Here is a 19,616-nt window from a genome sequence, read left to right as displayed (position 1 = left end):
CGCTAAAAATCAAAGATGCATTTAACATGAGTAGGTATACAGGCAAAGCCTCATATGATGATAACCACCTACTGAAGTAGGTGGTTTTGGGCTAAAAATAAAAAAGGGAGCTAAGGCTCCCTTTGTGCTAATGGGTTAGAAACTAGCGAGATTCTAGGATAACTGTCGCAATAGCGTAGGATTTTTCATCTGCGATTGAAATGTGCCCAATCACACCATTGAGCAAAACTAAACGCTGCTTCGCCCCTTCAGTAAAGTCAATCGTTGGCGCACCATAAGTCGTATTGCCAATGTGGATATGCTGAAAAGATACGCCACGACCAATCCCAGTCCCCAAAGCTTTAGCGGCGGCTTCTTTGGCGGCAAAGCGTTTAGCTAAATAGCGGCTCGGTTGGCTATGCTGTTGATAGATATCGAACTCAGCCTCTGTCAGTACGCGTTTAGCCAGCTTATCGCCGGAACGTGCCACATGAGCCGTGATACGCTCGATTTCAACTATGTCAGTGCCAAGCCCAACGATTGCCATTATTCGCCTCGACGACCTTCTAACATCAGCGCTTTCATATCTTTAACCGCTGTCGCTAAGCCATCAATGGCCGCACGCGCGACAATGGCATGGCCGATGTTGAGCTCATACAGCTCAGGGATTGCCGCAATCGGCTTAACATTGTGATAATGCAGCCCGTGGCCCGCATTCACCACCAACCCTTTGCCGTGGGCGTATTTTGCCATTTCGCTGATACGCGCAAGCTCTTTGGCCTCATCCTCAGCCGTTTTGGCATCGGCATAGCAACCGGTATGGATTTCGATAAGTGGCGCGCCAGAGGCGACTGCTGCATCGATTTGCGTCTTATCGGCATCGATAAACAGTGACACTTGAATACCATTGGCGGCTAAGCGGCTTACCGCAGCAGTGATTTTATCTAATTGACCAGCCACATCTAAACCGCCTTCAGTCGTCACTTCTTGACGCTTTTCAGGGACTAAACAAACGTAGGTTGGTTTGACTTCGCAGGCGATGTTGAGCATTTCTTCTGTCACGGCACACTCAAAGTTCATCCGCGTCTTTAAGGTTTTTGCCAGCAGATACACATCGCGGTCGATAATATGGCGTCTGTCTTCCCGTAAATGAATGGTGATACCGTCGGCACCCGCATGCTCGGCAACCGCCGCCGCATGGACAGGATCGGGATAACTGGTGCCGCGAGCCTGACGCAGGGTCGCAATATGGTCGATATTAACACCCAATAAGATACGGCTCATCGGGAACTCCTTTATGTTGTTAAGGCGAGAATTAACGCTGATTTGCGCCCTATTGTACTGGGACAGACTGTAAAAAACAGGAGCTAGGGCTAATTATTCCCATTCATCTTTGGTGCTGTCGCTTGCATAAACAACTGCCGACTCACCAGTGGCTTATCTCCGAGCAATGGTTGCAGCATAGACCGCATCAGTCGTTTAGCTGCTAAAAACTGCTCTTGCAACAGCTCATTATCGTTAAGTGCGGTTAACATCGCGCCTTGATAGGTGTGCTTTGCTCGGCTGTTTAGCACAAATTGAAACCCGAGTTCAGGCACAAGCTGGTAGTAATGTTCAGGGATCAGCGGCTCGCCTTGTGTATCGCGGATAAGGGATGGCATAGCCCCGAGTTCCCGCAAAAGCGCCAGTTCAAGGTAACGCAGTTTCGACTCACAAAACTGCGCCGCAAGCCCTACTAAGGCTTGGTGGTAGATGAGAAATAACGCCTCGGCATTATGGTGAACAGACAGGGTTCGCATCAGTAACTCATTGATATACATGCCCGCATACAGGCTATAACCCGATAAGGGCACGGCTGGCGCGGCCGCTTCAATTTGGCTGATGTTTTTGAGTTCTGATTTACCGCTAAATTCAAAAATCAGCGGCTGAAAGGGCTGGAGGATACTTTTGATGGAACGTTTTCCGCTCCCGACTCGCGCGACGGCATCGACACGCCCAATTCCGTCGACCAAGAGATTCACCAGCGCGCTAGACTCCCGATAGGGGCGATGATGCAAAACATAACCCCGTTTCATCAATCTGCGCGCTCGTTCATGGTCAGGCTAGGCCTATTATCAGTAACGATTAATCGTCACCGTAACCTAAGCTTCGCAGGGCACGTTCATCATCAGCCCAACCGGATTTGACCTTCACCCACACCTCGAGGAACACTTTGTTATCAAACAAAGTTTCCATATCGAGGCGCGCTTGTGTGGCGATGGTACGAATGCGCTCACCTTTGCTACCAATCACCATCCGCTTTTGGCCTTCACGCTCTACGAGGATCAGGGCGTTGATTTGATAAACCCCATTTTCCATCATCTTAAACTGCTCGATTTCAACCGTCGCATCGTAGGGCAATTCATCGCCGAGAAAGCGCATCAGTTTTTCGCGGACAATTTCAGAGGCCATAAAACGCTGCGAACGGTCGGTCACATAATCTTCGGGGAAGAAGAATGGATTCTCTGGCAGAGACTCTGCCGCCATCTCTAAAATACGTTTAACGTTGGTGCCCTTACTGGCAGAAATCGGCAGGATCTCATCGAAGGGATACTTCTTGGCCACTTCTTCCAAATAAGGGAAAAGGGCTTCTTTGTCTTTTATATTATCGACTTTGTTGATGGCTAAAACAGTTTTACGCTCTTCACCGCCGCGGCGAAGTTTGCTTAACACCATCTCATCATCGGCGGTCCATGTCATACCATCGACCACAAAAATCACCATAGACACATCGGCAAGCGAGCTCGCCGCCGCGCGGTTCATTAAACGGTTAATCGCACGCTGCTCTTCAATATGCAGACCGGGTGTGTCGATAAACACGATTTGGCGCGGACCATCGGTATGGATACCCATGATGCGATGACGCGTCGTTTGCGGCTTTTTCGAGGTAATACTGATCTTTTGCCCAAGCAAACGATTCAGCAGGGTCGATTTCCCCACGTTAGGGCGGCCAATAATAGCCACCATGCCACAGTAGGTCACATCATAGTGAACAGACGGCGCTGCTGCGCTCGCTGCATTCATCCTTGCCAGTAATTCATCTAAGCTCGGCTCATTGCTCGCGTTAGCGGCATCGACAGCTGGCAAGTCTGTTTTTTTGGTCATTTCTTCAGTAACTCCAATACTTGAGCCGCGGCAATCTGCTCGGCTTTGCGGCGTGAGCTCGCAACGCCAATCACGCTTTCGCTCAAGTCATCTATACGACATTCAACGGTGAATGTTTGATCGTGGGCATCGCCTTCTATGTTGATTACTTGGTAATCGGGTAGCGGCTTCTTTAACCCTTGTAAATATTCTTGCAGTAAGGTTTTAGCGTCTTTTTGATTCACACCGGGTTGAATCTCGGCCAAACGCTCGGCATACCATTTAAGCAACAGCTCACGGCACACTTCGAGGTCCGAATCTAAGTAAATCGCACCAATAATCGCCTCAACCGCATCGGCCAGAATCGACTCGCGTCGAAAACCGCCACTCTTTAATTCGCCAGGACCGAGGAATAAATAATCCCCAAGTTTAAAGGCTTGAGCAATCAAGGTCAGCGTATCGCCACGCACTAAAGTGGCGCGCATCCGGCTTAAATCACCTTCAGTCGCCTTAGGAAACTGATGATATAAGGCATCCGAAATGACTATCGATAAAATCGAATCACCTAAAAACTCTAAACGCTCATTGTGCTTATTTGCCGCGCTTCTATGGGTCAACGCTTGGGTTAGAAGGTCAATATTCTTAAACTCATAGCCCAATGTACGACACAAACGTGGCAAATTTTTAATCGGTTCCATACTAGTGAATTCCACCTACACGTTCAAAGCGCACACCGCTTGGTACCCAGGTTGGCAGGAAATCGGCTTTTGAACGGTCAAACTCAAAACTGATCCAGATAGCCACCGCTTTGCCGACAAGATTTTCTTCAGGGACAAAGCCCCAGAAACGGCTGTCGGTACTGTTATCGCGGTTATCACCCATCGCAAAGTAATGGCCTTCGGGAACAAGAAATTCACCCGCGGGTAAATTGCCATCACGCTTGAAATAACCCAACATATCAGGACGGCTTGGATTAATTAAAATATCGTGTGCCACTTCACCGAGTTGCTCTTTATAACGCAGTAAAGGCACACCATCTTGGCTGTAATCACCACGGCTGATTTCGGTACGCGCCACCAGTTCTGGCTCAGGGCAATTGGTTTGCTCCGTGCCACAGGCCTTTTGGATCATCAACTGTTTATTGCGGTAGATAATCCTATCGCCCGGTAAACCTACAACACGCTTAATGTAATCAACCTGAGGATTCTCTGGGTACTTAAAGACGATCACATCACCACGTTTGGGCTCGCCCGTTTCAATCAGTTTAGTGCGCCATACGGGATCTTTTAGGCCATAACTAAACTTTTCAACCAGAATAAAATCGCCCACTAACAGCGTTGGCATCATTGAACCCGATGGAATTTGAAATGGCTCATAAATAAACGAGCGCAGGATCAGCACAAAGGCAATCACCGGGAAGATAGAGTGCGCAGTCTCAACCACAGTGGGTTCACGGATAATATTGTATTCGGCTTCCTCAGTTAAATTGGCCTGAGAAGCCTTGGCCAAGGCTAAGCTTTCACGGCGTTTAGGCGCAAATACCAGCACATCGACTAACCAGATCAACCCTGAAATCAGAGTGACTAGCACTAAAATAATGGAAAAATAGGCTGCCATTACGTATTGAACTCCTGCCTTGAAATGTAAAGATCTAAACCCAGCGACTATTGTATTTCGACTCGCGAACTTTAGTTAACTTACCGCATTTATAAAAAAACACCACAAAACATACGATAAGCTAAGTAAAGCGCCGCAAACTGCGGCGCAATAATAGCTAAATTGTGTTATCTCGAGTGTTACTCGTTTAGCTTAAGTACCGCTAAGAACGCCTCTTGTGGCACCTCAACGTTACCCACTTGTTTCATCCGTTTCTTACCCTCTTTTTGTTTATTTAAGAGTTTCTTCTTACGGGAAACGTCACCACCATAACACTTAGCTGTTACGTCTTTGCGTAACGCTTTTACGGTAGAACGGGCAATAATCTGGCTACCGACCGCGGCTTGAATCGCGATATCAAACATCTGCCGCGGGATAAGCTCTTTCATCTTCTCAACCAACGCCAAACCACGGTGACGAATATTCGAACGGTGAATAATCATCGCCAGCGCATCCACGCGGTCGCCGTTGATCAGAATATCTAAGCGCACCATGTCCGCCGGATCGAAGCGGATAAAGTTGTACTCTAATGACGCATAACCACGGCTAGTTGATTTTAAGCGGTCAAAGAAGTCCATCACCACTTCCGCCATTGGCAGATGGTAAGTCACGGCCACTTGATTACCGTGGTAAACCATATTCACTTGAGTACCGCGTTTTTCGATACACAGCGTAATTACGTTACCTAAGTATTCTTTTGGTACCAGAATATTGGCTTCAACAATCGGTTCACGCATCTCTTCGATGTTGTTAATTGCAGGCAAATCTGCTGGATTATCAACATAGATAGTCTCACCACTGGTCATCAGCACTTCATAGACTACCGTAGGTGCGGTCGTGATCAGGTCAAGATCGTATTCGCGCTCTAAACGTTCTTGAATGATTTCCATGTGGAGCAGGCCTAAATAACCAATACGGAAACCAAAGCCTAACGCAGATGAACTTTCAGGCTCAAAGAACAATGAGGCATCGTTCAGGCTGAGTTTGTTCAGTGCATCACGGAAGTTTTCATATTCATCGGTAGAAATCGGGAACACACCAGCATAAACCTGAGGCTTCACTTTTTTAAAGCCGGGTAATGGCTTATCGGCACCATTTTTAGCTAGTGTTAAGGTATCACCCACTGGCGCACCGTGAATTTCTTTAATACCTGCGATAACGAAACCTACTTCACCGGTTTTTAGCTCGGTTTTATCGGTTTGTTTTGGCGTGAAAATACCGACACGATCTGCGGTATGGTTTTGCCCTGTAGACATCACCTTGAACTTATCACCCTTCTTGAGCACGCCATGTTTAATACGCACTAAAGAAACAACGCCTAAGTAGCTGTCAAACCACGAGTCAATAATGAGGGCTTGCAACGGCGCATCTGGATTGCCTTCTGGCGGTGGAATTTGCTCGACGATAACCTCTAATACATCATCAATACCCACACCGGTTTTTGCAGAACAACGCACCGCGTTCATCGCATCAATACCGACGATGTCTTCAATCTCGGCGGCAACACGCTCAGGATCAGCCTGAGGTAAGTCGATTTTGTTCAGGATAGGTACCACGTCCAGATTCATATCCAGCGCAGTGTAACAGTTTGCCAGCGTTTGAGCTTCAACGCCTTGGCCAGCATCCACCACAAGCAGCGCACCTTCACAGGCGGCTAATGAACGAGATACTTCATAGGAAAAGTCGACGTGACCAGGGGTGTCAATAAAGTTGAGTTGGTAGGTTTCGCCATTTTTGGCTGTATATTCCAACGTAACGCTCTGCGCCTTAATGGTAATACCGCGCTCACGTTCTAAATCCATAGAATCAAGAACTTGTGCATCCATTTCACGGTCGCTTAAACCGCCACAAACCTGAATAAGACGATCTGACAGCGTCGATTTACCATGGTCGATATGGGCAATAATTGAGAAGTTTCTAATGTGTTTCATTATGCTGCTATGACTAATACTGAAAAATGGATACGGTTCAAAGGTGGGAAATTGTACCTGATTGCGGATTCAATACCAATCAGATTCACTCATAGTTGTCTTTATGTCGAAAAATGCCGCCCTCAGCAAAAGTTTATTGTCTAATTGAAATCAATAACAACATGAAATCAAAAAGATAATTTATCTAAACTGATCCCTGTGCCTAAATAAGCTAAAATCACAGGTTGCGAATCTACTTCAAGCTGTTTTGCCTTACGTTTTCCAAAGAACCAAGCGGCTAACGCGCCTAAAGCAGCAAAGCCTATCGCACAGAGATCCGAATTGATTACTAACAAACTAGCAAAAAACTGCCCTAATAATGCACCCGCAAATAAGCCGAAGAGTGGCGTCAAATAAACCAAGGCAGCCGCTTTCAAGATAACACTCTCTGGTAGCCCCAGCTTTAGCAGTTCACCAACCTCACAGGCACGTTCACTCTGAATAGAGAATTGCTGTGTCTTTGCAGAAAAAGCCTGTGCAACAGCAGACGTCCCGCAGGACTCACTGCTACTGCAACTCTTGCAGGTGCTTTTAAGCTCGACCTCAACGGTGAGCCAACCTTGATTATCACAGGCGACAACCCGCGCCACTTCTTCCATCATGATGAACCGCTCTATTTTAACATCAAACTTTTCGCGATACGGGCTAAGGTCTCAGTTGGCACTTTACCCACAGCCACCACTTCAGCATTACCGACTTTTTCTGACACTAAAGATAAGCCATTACGCGTAATTAACTCTTCAGGCAATGGCGTTGCTCCAGCCCGAGCAACATAAATAGAAATATTGGCTAAGCCGTCAGTCAAGGCAATATATTCAACCGCCTCGTGGCTACCAATCAAACGGTGATGATCACGCACTACTACGCTAAATCCAGCGGGGAGCCAAGAAAACTGCCAATTTTGTCCATCTTGACGTTCAGCTTGATCGATCACAGCAGGCCATTCTTGCTTGTAGGCTTCCTGTAGAATCGATGGTGGCTCGCTAAATTCAATTAATTCAATCACCATTAGTTGTTCAAGCAATTGCTTATCTTGAGTCAACATGTCATATCTGAGTGGCAAATAGGTGTCCATATCTAACCAGATTTGGAAACCATATCGGTATTCATCATTAGGCAACAAGCGGATCATTTGCCCTGGGCGCCCAGCAATGCGAGTGCGGCCACCTAATACAAATTGATAACCCACTTCTAAATCGCTCATTTTTGATGAGAAAGCCGCAGGCCACACGCCCTGAATATGATTAGAGATGATACTGTACGCAGGTTGGTCATGTTCGATAAAGGTGACTCTATTGCCCACTCTTACCGCATTTTTGGGAGGACCGTTGAGGTACTCAAGAAAGGCAACTTCTTGATTATTCACCTTACCGTGAAGATAAACCAAAGGCCGAATATGGTCGGCCTGAAGTTGTATAATCGATGCTTTAAATTCTTTCTCTTTTAAAGCCTGGCTCATTTTCTCAAGCCAGACTTTGGCAGGCATATCTTCCTGCGCCACGGCAGGAAATACCAAGGCTAACAAAGCCAACAGGATTAGACGCAAGCTAACTCCTTACTACTGATTGACAGGAACGGGAATAACCTCGCTATTGTCTTCTACAACGGCACCCGTATTCAATCGTTGTTGTAACATATGATCCTGTATATACGTATTAATTCGGCGACGTTGCTCGTTCATTTGGTCATTAGTGTAGCTCTGATTTTGTTGCACAGGCCCCGTCTGTAAGCTCACTGGCGACGCACTACCCATCAGAGGACGAGTAACAAGCACAGGTGATGGCGACGCGGCATCATCAGCTGTTTGGTTAAAGTTCTGTACGCCGACGATGGCAAACATGGCCACAGTAGCGGCAATTGCATACTGACCAAACTGCTTAAATAGTGGCACTACGCGGTTTTTATCCGTTGTAACTTGTTCAGTAACGCCTATCGGAGCCTTGGCTTGGGGCGAGACAATGGCAGGCTCAAGCTCAATTGCAGCAGCAATACTTGCACTAAGGTCTAACGCCATAGTCTGGGGTAATTCACCCCGCATAGCATCACCTATCAAATGATAGTTACGCCATTTATTATGTGAATGCGTATCGGCAGCAAGTTCTGCCATCGTCTGCACATCTGTCTCTCCATCGACAGCGGCTGATACCCATTCTTGACCTAATTTATCCATTGTTCACCTGTCTAAATTTAAGGGTTTCTTAAAATAAGAATTTAGGCTTCCAGCAAAGGCTGAAGCTTTTTATCGATTGCCTCACGGGCACGGAAGATTCGAGATCTTACCGTTCCAACAGGGCAATCCATGATGATGGCGATATCTTCGTAACTCATCCCATCGAGTTCACGCAATGAAATCGCCATACGTAATTCTTCCGGCAATGTTTCTAATGTTTCGAAAACCACTTTCTTGATTTCATCCGATAACATTAGTCGCTCTGGGGAGGCAAACTCCTTTAGCGCATCACTACCTTCATAATATTCGGCATCCTCGGCATCGACATCATTTGCAGGCGCCCTGCGCCCCTGTGATACGAGGTAATTCTTAGCCGTATTAACGGCTATGCGGTACAACCAGGTATAAAACGCACTTTCACCACGAAAGTTTGGCAAAGCTCGATAAGCTTTAATAAACGCTTCCTGTGCTACATCAGCAACGTCGGCTTGGTTACGCACGTAGCGTGAAATCAAGCTAATCACTTTACTCTGATATTTAAGCACTAACAGGTTAAAAGCGTTTTTATCTCCCCGTTGTACGCGCTCAACTAATTGTTGATCACTTATTTGTCCACTCATCCGAGCCGACTTCTCCCAAATCTAAAATGCTGATTTCTCAGTCGCTCGAATCATATTCACTTATGTAGACTCGCGTGCTTTGAAAAAGTTCTAAGAATTATACAAAAAAAGTAAGGTTAAAAGGAAAGTACCCATAATTCGTCAGTTGGTTTACCATAGATGGTACTCTCAGTCATAGCATGATACCCGATGAAACAAGTAGTTGAACACCAATCTGACATATTAGTCATAGGTAGCGGTGCCGCAGGTCTGACACTAGCTTTGCATCTTGCTGAAAAAGCAAACGTAATTCTGCTTTCAAAAGGCCCTCTCTCGGAAGGGTCGACATACTACGCGCAGGGCGGTATCGCCTCCGTCTTCGATGAAAGTGATACTATCGAATCCCATGTAGCCGATACATTAGTCGCTGGTGCTGGTTTGTGCGATAAAGAGGTGGTGACTTTTACCGCCGAAAACGCCAAGAGTGCAATGCAATGGCTAATCGAATGTGGCGTGGCTTTCGATAAAGAAGAAGCCACGGGGAACAATGCTAAAGATGCCCCTTATCACCTTACCCGCGAAGGCGGCCATAGCCATAGACGCATTCTACATGCTGCGGATGCAACGGGCAAAGAGGTGCAGACCACACTGCAAGAACGTGCCCTCGCCCATCCAAACATTCAAGTTTTAGAACGCTATAACGCCATCGACCTTATTACCACCCGCAAATTAAATCGTCCCGGTAATCGCGTGTTAGGTGCCTATGTGTGGAACCGAAATGCCGAGCAAGTTGAAACCATCAAGGCTAAGTTTGTCGCTTTAGCCACTGGCGGTAGTTCTAAGGTTTACCAATATACTTCAAATCCCGATGTGGCTAGTGGTGATGGTATTGCGATGGCATGGCGTGCAGGTTGCCGCGTTGCCAACATGGAATTCAATCAATTTCATCCAACCTGCTTATACCACGCTGATGCCCGTAACTTTTTACTGACCGAAGCCCTACGTGGTGAAGGTGCCTATTTGCGTCGCCCTGATGGCAGCCGCTTTATGCCAGACTTTGATGAACGTGCAGAGTTAGCTCCCCGTGACATCGTTGCCCGCGCCATTGACTATGAGATGAAACGTCTCGGTGCCGATTGCGTGTATCTGGATATCAGCCATAAAGATGCTGACTTTGTAATGAAGCATTTCCCGACGATTTACAGTCGCTGCTTAGAACTCGGTATTGATATTACAAAGGACGCTATTCCGGTCGTCCCGGCAGCCCACTATACCTGTGGTGGGGTGATGACAGACTTACATGGTCAAACCGATCTCAATGGTCTCTATGCCATTGGTGAAGTCGCTTATACAGGCTTGCATGGCGCCAACCGCTTGGCAAGTAACTCGCTGCTTGAGTGCTTGGTATTTGCGCGGGCAGCCTCCCAAGATATTGAGAGTCAACTGCATAAAATCCCCTTTCCAGGCCCAATTCCCGCATGGGATGAAAGTAAAGTTTCTAATTCTGATGAAGAAGTCGTTATCGCCCACAACTGGCACGAACTGCGCCTGTTTATGTGGGACTATGTGGGTATCGTACGCTCAGATAAACGCTTAGAGCGCGCACTGCGCCGCTGCTTGATGTTGCAGCAGGAAATCCAAGAGTATTACAGCAACTTCAGAGTCAGTAATAACCTGCTTGAACTGCGTAACTTAGTGCAAGTGGCGGAACTCATTATTCGCTGCGCGATGGAACGTAAAGAAAGTCGAGGGCTGCACTACAATATTGACCATCCTGAAAAGTCAGCTTCTCCGCTACCGACCATTTTGCAACCTGAAAAATAAGCGGATAGCTTAACTTAAACGCTTTTAACGGGCTAAATCTTAATAAGGATTTAGCCCGTTTGTTATTTAGACGGTGTGAAAGTCGCATCACTCATAGTTCAGATTCAGATTTAGATTAAAGTAGTTCGTGTTGGCTCACCGCCTGAGTTTTAACTTTAAGTAATAGCCGGCACAAGTGGCGATAATCTGTATCACTAAACATATCCGCCCATAGAGGTAAGAGATGCAACCTATCGGCAGATTGATAGTAAACCAAGCAGATAAACGGCGTTACCCAAGTTCTGGGCAATACATGAAACGCCTCCCCCGTTGATAGCCAGCCGTCTCCTTGACCATTAAGCTCAAAACGGCAATGCCATTTCCTCAGTTGCCATAACTGAGAGCACAAGAATCCCAATATTAAGACGGCGAATATAGCCCTCAGTCCATGTAGTACTGCGGTATCCGTTTCTGGCCAGAGAAGTAAAGAAGTGCTACAGACACAAACAAATACGACCAACGAGAGACGTTGGTCAAAGGAGGCTTTTACACTAAAACTATGGCGCAGCTCGGCCACGGACTTGCACTACCATGCGGGCAAGCTCAGGATCAGGGCAAACTTCATGACCCATAAACCATGCAAATAATTCAGGATCTTCACACTCGAGCAAACGAATAAACAGGGCTTTATCTTCATCAGACAAATCCTGATAAACATTCTCAACGAAGGGCTGGAACAAAACGTCTAATTCGAGCATTCCGCGGCGACATGCCCAACGGACCCGTGCAATGTTCATTAACTCCAAGTTAATCTCTCCCAAAACAAAATTCGCCTTAGTCTATCAGTTCAGTCCATGGAGTGTCGATGCAAGCGTTGTTGAAACACAAGTTTAATACTGCTTAACTTGAGTATCTAATCCGGCAAATAAATCACTAAAATCCGTTTCTAGGAGGCGTTTAACCGCAGGATGCTGGATCATCCGTTCTGCAAACATCACATGGTACTCTTCTTTCACATCTAAGGTTTCACCGAGTAAATGCATGCCATGGGAAATCACTTCTTGGGGATAAATCGATGGCATGACAAAGATACCGCGCTTAAGGTAACCAAAAGCCTTCATCATGGCCGCATCATCAAACTCACCTAAAATACTCACCTTAAGATTTTGCTCATCAAACCAACGATATAGTTGCTGACCGAGCGAAGTTCTACGACCGGGGATCAATAGCGGCCCTTGCTCTAAACAGGCAGGGAAATCCGCACTGTAAGCTTCAGCAGAAAAGAAACTCACACCACACTCACCCAGTTTTTTCGATAGAATTTCGGGATATTTAAGTGACTCGCCCGCACAGTCTGAAAGGATCATATCGAGTTTATGCTCGCGTAAGCGAGACATTAAGCTTTCATGGGTCGCCTCATAACAGGCAAGGTGCATAGAGCCATCATTAGGAACAACCGAGAGCAACACTCTACTCGATAAGGCTTTCGATAAAGCATCAGCAATCCCAACCTCAAATAGAATAGCGTCATCTTTTTGATAGTTAAGTAAATCGAGCATCTCATAACTGAGAGAAAACATTCTATCGGCATAACGAAAGACGAGCTCTCCGAGCTCTGTCGCTTCTAGATTTCTGCCGACACGTTTAAATAAGCTACCGTTTAGCCTGTCTTCTAAGGCGCGGATTTGCCCAGTAATCGTTTGTGGAGCTAAATAAAGGGCTTCTGCAGCTTTTGCCACAGAGCCCTTTTTCTTAATCATCCAAAAATAGTAAAGATGGTTGTAATTGAGATGGAGCATCGCCAATGAGCTTCCTATTAGGGATGCCACAGCATCTATGCTGTGGCATATCGGGTAGCAATGACCCAGCTTAACAAATAATGAGTCAATATCGCTATTTTAAACGCTGGCAATCCAATAAGTTAACAACGATTCCTTGAAGTTGCTCTAAATCTGCGGCAGTACCAGTGCTAACCGCTTCAGTCACCCCAGAGACTAAACTATCACGATCAGGAATTCGACTAGCACAATAAGTACGGTTTGCTTCTTGGAAACGTTTACCGCCACGGTATTTTAATGCTCTAGACTCGTAACCATTGGTTTCAAGCCTCGCGCCTAATGCCTCAGGTTTAAACATTAATGCCCCATCAACTATCCCCTCAAGATAGCTTTGGCAGGTTTGTGATGCGACATCTTTGTTGCAGGCATCAATTTGCGAAGCCATGGCACTTGAAGATAATGCTAACAATGCAGCAACTCCCACTAATTTCATATTTATCATAGTTATACTCCTTTTTTTGGTAACACTTTTGATAACCAGAAATACCCGATCAAGGCTGCGAGAATTGAGCCAATCAAGGTGCCAAGGCGTGCTAAATCGCCGAACATAGGATCTGCCTGCTCAAATGCCAACGAAGCAATAAACATCGACATGGTAAAACCAATCCCGCACATCGCCGCCACGGGTGCGATCTGTTTCCAACCGATACCATCAGGCAACTGTGCCAACTTAAGCTTGACAGCAACAAAGCTAAACAGCATCACCCCTATCGGTTTACCTAACATTAATCCCAACGCAATCCCCACTGGCACAGGGGAAATAAGCGTATCTAAGCTCATGTTTCCTAAAGCGACCCCAGCATTAGAAAAGGCAAATACAGGCAGAATTAGGAAGGTGCTCCATGGGTGTAAACTATGCTCTAAATGCTCAGAAGGCGAACTACCATCTTTTGCCCGAAGAGGAATACAGAAGGCAATAATGACACCCGCTAATGTGGCATGAACACCTGACTTGAGCACTGCGACCCACAGGATAAGCCCTAATACGCCATAGGGTGCTAATGAAGTCACTCCTTTACGGTTTAAAGCAACTAAACCAACAATCGCAATACTGGCAATGATTAAACTAATGGTTGATAAATCGGTACTGTAGAAGAGGGCGATAATCACAATAACGCCTAAATCATCAATAATGGCTAATGCCAGCAGAAAGACCTTTAAAGCAACGGGTACGCGGCTACCTAGCAACGCCATGATCCCCAAAGCAAAAGCAATATCCGTCGCAGCAGGAATTGCCCAACCCGCTTGAGTGATAGGATCACCATAGTTAAATAAAAGATAAATTCCCGCAGGCACTAACATGCCACCAATGGCAGCAAAAGTTGGCAGAGAAGCCTGTGCCACACTCGATAATGCGCCTTCGAGTAGCTCGCGCTTAACTTCTAAACCAATCAGCAAGAAAAACAGCGCCATTAGACCGTCGTTAATCCACAGCAACAATGGCTTATGCAGATCGAGTGCACCGACACGCACCTGTACTTCAGTACCGAGAAAACCTTGATAGAGTCCCGCGAGAGGAGAATTGGCCATCAACATGGCAAAGGCAACGGCAATCAATAAAAGGATGCCGCCTGCAGACTCTTGGCTTAAAAAATTTCTAATCGCTTTTTCCATCTTGCACTCCCAAAAATCATAATAGATTGAGTGTAGACGAAGAAAATGAACAAGTATAATCGTTAGTTTCGACAAAACACCTCGGCTATTCCGAGGTGTTGGTCGATTAATTCACCATTAAACGGCAACAGGCGCTTTGATATGAGGATGTGGATCGTAGTGGGTCAGTTCGAAGTCTTCGAATTGATAATCGAAAATAGAGGCAGGTTTACGCAAAATTGTCATGGTGGGTAAAGGTCTTGGCTCACGGGTCAACTGCAACGCAGTTTGCTCCATATGGTTGGAGTATAAATGTGTATCGCCACCCGTCCAAACAAAGTCACCGAAGGCTAAATCACATTGTTGTGCGACCATCATCGTCAGCAACGCATAGCTGGCGATATTGAATGGTAAACCTAAAAATACATCACAACTGCGTTGGTACAACTGGCAGGATAATTTGCCGTCGGCGACATAAAACTGGAAAAACGCATGGCATGGCGCCAGTGCCATTTTATCCAGCTCGCCAACGTTCCATGCAGAGACAATCAAACGGCGCGAGTCGGGTTGCGATTTAATTTGCGCAATGACCTGCGAAATTTGATCGATAGCCTCACCACCTTGGGTCGGCCAACTGCGCCACTGCGCGCCGTACACAGGGCCTAAATCGCCGTTTTCATCGGCCCATTCGTCCCAAATACTGACCTTATTGTCACGCAGATAAGCAATATTGGTCTCCCCTTTCAGGAACCACAACAGCTCATGGATAATCGAGCGCATATGGCATTTTTTCGTTGTGACTAAAGGAAACCCCTTACTCAAATCGAAACGCATTTGATAGCCAAACACCGAGCGAGTGCCTGTACCTGTACGGTCTGATTTATCCACACCTTCGGCTAAAATGTGTTTCATCAAGTCTAAATACTGCTGCATTACTGCTTACCCTCTGGACGAAGAATTAAATATAAACCGAAGAGGATCATCGGCAATGAGAGGATCTGCCCCATTGTCATAAAGCCCCAATAGAGGCCTAACTGTGCATCAGGTTGCCTTACCGTTTCGACAATCACGCGGAAAATACCGTAGCCTAGTAAGAACATACCCGATACTGCGCCGACTTTCTTAGTACGTTTACTGAACCAATAAAGGAGCAAGAATAATGCAACACCTTCAAGAGCAAATTGATAGAGCTGCGAGGGATGGCGTGGTTCTGGTCCACCGCTTGGGAACACCATAGCCCAAGGCACATCAGTCACGCGGCCCCACAACTCACCATTTATAAAGTTACCGATACGGCCGGCCCCAAGCCCAATAGGCACCACGGGTGCCACCATATCTGCCACGGCAAAGAAGGTACGCTTTTGCTTCCAAGTGATATAAATCATGGCGGTAACCACCCCAATCAAACCACCGTGAAAGGACATGCCACCTTCTGAAATTTTAAATAAATACATTGGACTAGCGAGAAAATAATCAAAATGATAGAAGAGCACATAGCCAATACGACCGCCTAATATCACCCCTAGGAAGCCATAAAACAGTAAATCGGAAACCTGCTCTCTCGTCCATAAACCATTGGAACGGTCAGCCTGACGATTGAGTAACCACATCGCCGCAACAAAACCCACTAAGTAAGTAAATCCATACCAACGCAGCGCAGGTTCAAAGGTTTGTCCAAAAATATCAAAGGGACCAAACTTCACGATCACAGGATCGATATTGGGAAAATTCAATGCCATAACTTATCCATCAACAGCCTCAAATTGAGGGCTAAAAACTAAAAATCAGCTCAGAATTAATTTGAGACCGACACAAAGGAGTAAAAGTGCAAATATTTTTTTAAGGACTGGGGTGGGCCAAGTGCTTGCAGCCTTCACACCAACCGGAGCCATTAAAATTGAGGTTATGATTAAGCCAAATAACGCCGGTAAATAGATATAGCCTAAGGTACCATAAGGCAATTCAGGGGCATTCATGCCCGCAATAATATAGCCGAAACTGCCAGAAAGAGAGATTAAAAAGCCCATCGCAGCAGAAAAACCCACGGCTTGACGCATCTGTAAACCATAAAAAGTCAAAAATGGCACTATCAGTATACCGCCACCTATACCTGTCAAACCGGCCAAAACCGCAATCAAAGCCGATACAACAAAAAGCACGACTGAATTAGGTAATTGGCGATTTGATTCGGCTTTTACGGGATAAGCCATTTGAATTGTCATTAAAATCACAAAGATGGCAAAACCTTTCTGTAAAGCATCAGCAGGAATACGCTCAGCAATAAAACCTGAAGCCAGCGCGCCTATAATCAGGCCCGGTAACATTGATTTGAACAATTCCCAAGGCACATTACCGCGCTTATGGTGGGCACGTGCCGATGAAATAGAGGTAAGAATAATGGCGGCTAGCGAAGTGGCAATCGCAATATGGGGTAGCTGAGTAGAGCTAATACCGACCGATGGCAAAATATAAAGCAATGCAGGCACGACAATCAAGCCGCCGCCGATACCTAATAATCCTGCCATAAAACCGACAAACGCACCTAACGCCAAGCAAATAAAGAACACCAACAACAAACTATCCACACGAATACCTACAGCGTGATTAAGTGAAGCCTTAGCTTAAAGCAAAAGGCACGATTAGTTAATTAAGAATTGTGGCTAATCCTTGCTGAGTAAAATATTCTTTAACCAGCTCACGCACTTGGAAACCGTTAGATAGGCTTAACGCCTGCGCGAGTAACTGTGCTAAATCATCACCAGAGACTCGGCGCAGCAGATAGTTAATTCGCGCTAAACTGCCTTGGTTCATACTCAATTGGTTGTATCCCATCGCCACAAGCAAGATCGCGCCCATGGGCTCGCCAGCCAACTCACCACAGATACTGATATCAAGATGATGATATTCACAATCTATTCTTGCCTGATGTAAGGCCCGCAAAATCCCCGGATGATAACTGTCAAATAATGAACTGACCCTCGGGTTATTGCGATCGACTGCGAGTAAATATTGGGTTAAATCGTTACTCCCAACTGACACAAAATCCACTCTCTTTGCCACTTCATCTAACTGATATAGCATTGCAGGCACTTCGAGCATTATGCCAATACGCGGCATTTCGATATTGCTGTTGACATCATTTTTGAGTTCAATATAAGCCTGCTCTAAGTAGGCTAGAGCTTGATCGATTTCATCTAAATTACTGACCATGGGTAACAAAATGCTTAACTGCTTGCCTTCTGCGCCAGCCTGCAACATGGCCCTTAACTGCACAAGAAACAGCTCAGGGTGATCCAGTGATAGTCGAATACCACGCCAACCGAGGAAAGGATTGTCTTCTTTAATCGGGAAATACGGCAAAGGCTTATCGCCACCAACGTCTAAGGTTCTCATCACTACCGGGCGACCCGAAGCCGCTGAGAGTACCTGTTGATAAACCTTTACCTGCTCGGATTCACTCGGAAAACGCTGCTGCAACATAAAGGGGATTTCAGTGCGATATAACCCAATACCATCTGCCCCTTCGGCAATTTCCGAGGCGACACCACTGAGTAATCCCGCATTGAGATAGAGTCTAATTCGCGTGCCATCAAGCATCACAGAGGGCAGCGCTAACTCCTGTGCGTATTGGCGCTGCAACGCTTTTTGCGCTGAGATAAGGCTGCGATACTCGCTAACAATAGCAGGCGATGGCGACACCATAAGCTGCCCACGGCTGGCATTGACGACTAACAGCTTTTGATCAATATCGGCGGAAAGTAACTGTTCAACGCCTGTAATCGCTGGTACACCAAGCGCACGCGCTAAAATCGCCGCATGGGAGTTAACGCCACCGAGCTCGGTCACAATCCCGGCTAATTTTTGCCGAGGAAATTCAGCCAACATTGTAGCATCGGCTTCTTTCGTCACTAAAATTACAGGTTTATCAGGTTCATGCTCTAATCGCTCAGGCTCAATCAATTGCCTTAGCACCTTTTGCCCCAAATCGCGGATATCACTCGCCCGCTCCTTGAGATAAGGATCTTCCATCGCCAAAAACTGCTGAATATAACGCAACGAAACCCGGCTCACCGCCGATTCAGCCTCCCAGCCCAACTGTACTTCACGGGTATATTCACCACCGAGGCTGGCATCATCGAGTAGTAACTGTAAGGCATTGAATATTGAGGCGACCTCCTCATCTTGTTCTCGGTCGAAACGCTGAGATAGCGCACCAATCGCCTCTTTACAACGCCCCATTGCCGCGACTAAACGGCTAGATTCAAGGGCAATGTCCTCGCAGCGCACATCGGGCTGTTCGAGGGAAATCTCCCCACCGAGCACTAACGCGTGTGCAATAGCGATCCCACTGGATGCAGATGTCCCTTGGAATAAAATCTGTTGATGGAGTGAACTGACCTGCGCCTTTTGTTTTAATCCTCGGATCGCCATCGCAAGCTGCGCAGCCAAGGTCATTAAAAAGGCTTCTTCGCCTTCGCTAAATTGCCGTGCACTAGCTTGCTGCACCACAATCACACCCACAACCGCTTTTTGATAAATAATAGGGACAGCTAAAAAGGCACGGTATTCTTCTTCTGCAACCTCGGGAAAGAGCTTAAAGCGCGGATGTAAACGTGCATCGGCTAAATTCACCGCCTCCTCACGCTCGGCAGCTAAGCCCACCAAGCCCTGAGTTAAAGGCATGCGCACTCGACCGACAGCGCTCTTTTCGAGACCATCGGTTGCGGATAAAACGAGTTCTTGCTGCTCTAGGATATAGACCGAGCAACATTGGGTTTCCATCGCAGCCTTGGTCGATGAAACTAGGACTTCTAATGCGGTTTCTAAGCTGTGGGCAGAAGCCACAGCTTGGGTAATATCCCTGAGCGTATTTAACACTGTTTTC

At 46.5% G+C, this 19,616-nt stretch carries 21 protein-coding genes; 1 reads left to right on the top strand and 20 read right to left on the bottom strand.

The features are described from left to right. Window positions 1-142: 142 nt before the first annotated feature. From acpS to rpoE, 11 genes are all read right to left on the bottom strand, one after another. The gene (gene acpS, locus M0413_RS20700; protein ID WP_249555496.1) at window positions 143-526 is read right to left on the bottom strand and encodes a holo-ACP synthase; all 384 of its coding nucleotides are present in this window, start codon (window positions 524-526) and stop codon (window positions 143-145) included. Further along, on the bottom strand, window positions 526-1,263 hold the full coding sequence (gene pdxJ / locus M0413_RS20695; RefSeq protein WP_037415609.1) for a pyridoxine 5'-phosphate synthase: 738 nt from the start codon (window positions 1,261-1,263) through the stop codon (window positions 526-528). Before pdxJ ends, acpS begins: the two co-directional genes overlap by 1 nt. 89 nt (window positions 1,264-1,352) lie before the next feature. Next, complete coding sequence (gene recO / locus M0413_RS20690; RefSeq protein WP_037415604.1) at window positions 1,353-2,054, bottom strand: DNA repair protein RecO; 702 nt, start codon at window positions 2,052-2,054, stop codon at window positions 1,353-1,355. A gap of 49 nt (window positions 2,055-2,103) precedes the next feature. Then, entirely contained in the window at window positions 2,104-3,123 is a 1,020-nt protein-coding gene (gene era, locus M0413_RS20685; protein ID WP_011623597.1) for a GTPase Era, read from the bottom strand. After that, on the bottom strand, window positions 3,120-3,800 hold the full coding sequence (gene rnc / locus M0413_RS20680) for a ribonuclease III (RefSeq protein WP_088585904.1): 681 nt from the start codon (window positions 3,798-3,800) through the stop codon (window positions 3,120-3,122). Before rnc ends, era begins: the two co-directional genes overlap by 4 nt. Window position 3,801: 1 nt before the next feature. Then, complete coding sequence (gene lepB / locus M0413_RS20675; protein ID WP_249555493.1) at window positions 3,802-4,719, bottom strand: signal peptidase I; 918 nt, start codon at window positions 4,717-4,719, stop codon at window positions 3,802-3,804. Between the two features lie 179 nt (window positions 4,720-4,898). Further along, window positions 4,899-6,689, bottom strand: a complete 1,791-nt coding sequence (gene lepA / locus M0413_RS20670; RefSeq protein ID WP_037415595.1) for a translation elongation factor 4 — start codon at window positions 6,687-6,689, stop codon at window positions 4,899-4,901. Window positions 6,690-6,856: 167 nt separating this feature from the next. Then, window positions 6,857-7,330, bottom strand: coding sequence for a SoxR reducing system RseC family protein (locus tag M0413_RS20665; RefSeq protein WP_055646698.1), 474 nt, complete (start codon window positions 7,328-7,330; stop codon window positions 6,857-6,859). Between the two features lie 11 nt (window positions 7,331-7,341). Then, entirely contained in the window at window positions 7,342-8,274 is a 933-nt protein-coding gene (locus tag M0413_RS20660; RefSeq protein WP_037427579.1) for a MucB/RseB C-terminal domain-containing protein, read from the bottom strand. 12 nt (window positions 8,275-8,286) lie between these two features. Continuing rightward, window positions 8,287-8,898, bottom strand: coding sequence for a sigma-E factor negative regulatory protein (locus M0413_RS20655; protein ID WP_055646699.1), 612 nt, complete (start codon window positions 8,896-8,898; stop codon window positions 8,287-8,289). A gap of 41 nt (window positions 8,899-8,939) precedes the next feature. After that, window positions 8,940-9,518: an RNA polymerase sigma factor RpoE gene (gene rpoE, locus M0413_RS20650; protein WP_037415584.1), complete on the bottom strand. Its 579-nt coding sequence runs from the start codon at window positions 9,516-9,518 to the stop codon at window positions 8,940-8,942. Window positions 9,519-9,707: 189 nt separating this feature from the next. On the opposite strand from rpoE, the gene nadB reads away from it, so the two are divergent. Continuing rightward, a complete protein-coding gene (gene nadB, locus M0413_RS20645) occupies window positions 9,708-11,321 on the top strand; it encodes an L-aspartate oxidase (protein WP_169546954.1) in 1,614 nt (537 codons plus the stop codon). A gap of 115 nt (window positions 11,322-11,436) precedes the next feature. Here nadB and M0413_RS20640 read toward each other — a convergent pair whose 3' ends face one another. From M0413_RS20640 to ptsP, 9 genes are all read right to left on the bottom strand, one after another. Continuing rightward, window positions 11,437-11,877, bottom strand: a complete 441-nt coding sequence (locus M0413_RS20640; RefSeq protein ID WP_240292332.1) for a protein YgfX — start codon at window positions 11,875-11,877, stop codon at window positions 11,437-11,439. Beyond that, the gene (locus M0413_RS20635; protein WP_139122633.1) at window positions 11,858-12,106 is read right to left on the bottom strand and encodes an FAD assembly factor SdhE; all 249 of its coding nucleotides are present in this window, start codon (window positions 12,104-12,106) and stop codon (window positions 11,858-11,860) included. Before M0413_RS20635 ends, M0413_RS20640 begins: the two co-directional genes overlap by 20 nt. A gap of 84 nt (window positions 12,107-12,190) precedes the next feature. Then, window positions 12,191-13,099 carry a transcriptional activator NhaR gene (gene nhaR / locus M0413_RS20630; protein WP_037415659.1) on the bottom strand — a complete coding sequence of 303 codons (909 nt, stop codon included), beginning with the start codon at window positions 13,097-13,099 and terminating at the stop codon, window positions 12,191-12,193. Between the two features lie 94 nt (window positions 13,100-13,193). Next, a complete protein-coding gene (locus M0413_RS20625; protein WP_037415577.1) occupies window positions 13,194-13,580 on the bottom strand; it encodes a hypothetical protein in 387 nt (128 codons plus the stop codon). 2 nt (window positions 13,581-13,582) lie between these two features. After that, window positions 13,583-14,752: a Na+/H+ antiporter NhaA gene (gene nhaA, locus M0413_RS20620; RefSeq protein WP_144375349.1), complete on the bottom strand. Its 1,170-nt coding sequence runs from the start codon at window positions 14,750-14,752 to the stop codon at window positions 13,583-13,585. Between the two features lie 117 nt (window positions 14,753-14,869). Beyond that, window positions 14,870-15,664, bottom strand: a complete 795-nt coding sequence (thyA, locus tag M0413_RS20615) for a thymidylate synthase (protein WP_249555491.1) — start codon at window positions 15,662-15,664, stop codon at window positions 14,870-14,872. After that, entirely contained in the window at window positions 15,664-16,470 is an 807-nt protein-coding gene (lgt, locus tag M0413_RS20610; protein WP_249555489.1) for a prolipoprotein diacylglyceryl transferase, read from the bottom strand. Before lgt ends, thyA begins: the two co-directional genes overlap by 1 nt. Before the next feature lie 45 nt (window positions 16,471-16,515). Beyond that, entirely contained in the window at window positions 16,516-17,316 is an 801-nt protein-coding gene (locus tag M0413_RS20605; RefSeq protein ID WP_037415568.1) for a sulfite exporter TauE/SafE family protein, read from the bottom strand. 58 nt (window positions 17,317-17,374) lie between these two features. Then, on the bottom strand, window positions 17,375-19,609 hold the full coding sequence (gene ptsP, locus M0413_RS20600; RefSeq protein ID WP_249555487.1) for a phosphoenolpyruvate--protein phosphotransferase: 2,235 nt from the start codon (window positions 19,607-19,609) through the stop codon (window positions 17,375-17,377). Between the last annotated feature and the right edge of the window lie 7 nt (window positions 19,610-19,616).

Origin of the sequence: Shewanella sp. 8A, from assembly GCF_023475945.1 — a bacterium.
Lineage (GTDB): Bacteria > Pseudomonadota > Gammaproteobacteria > Enterobacterales > Shewanellaceae > Shewanella > Shewanella xiamenensis.
Note: the sequence above shows the minus strand (reverse complement) of the source record. Positions and strands in the feature narration are given on the sequence as shown.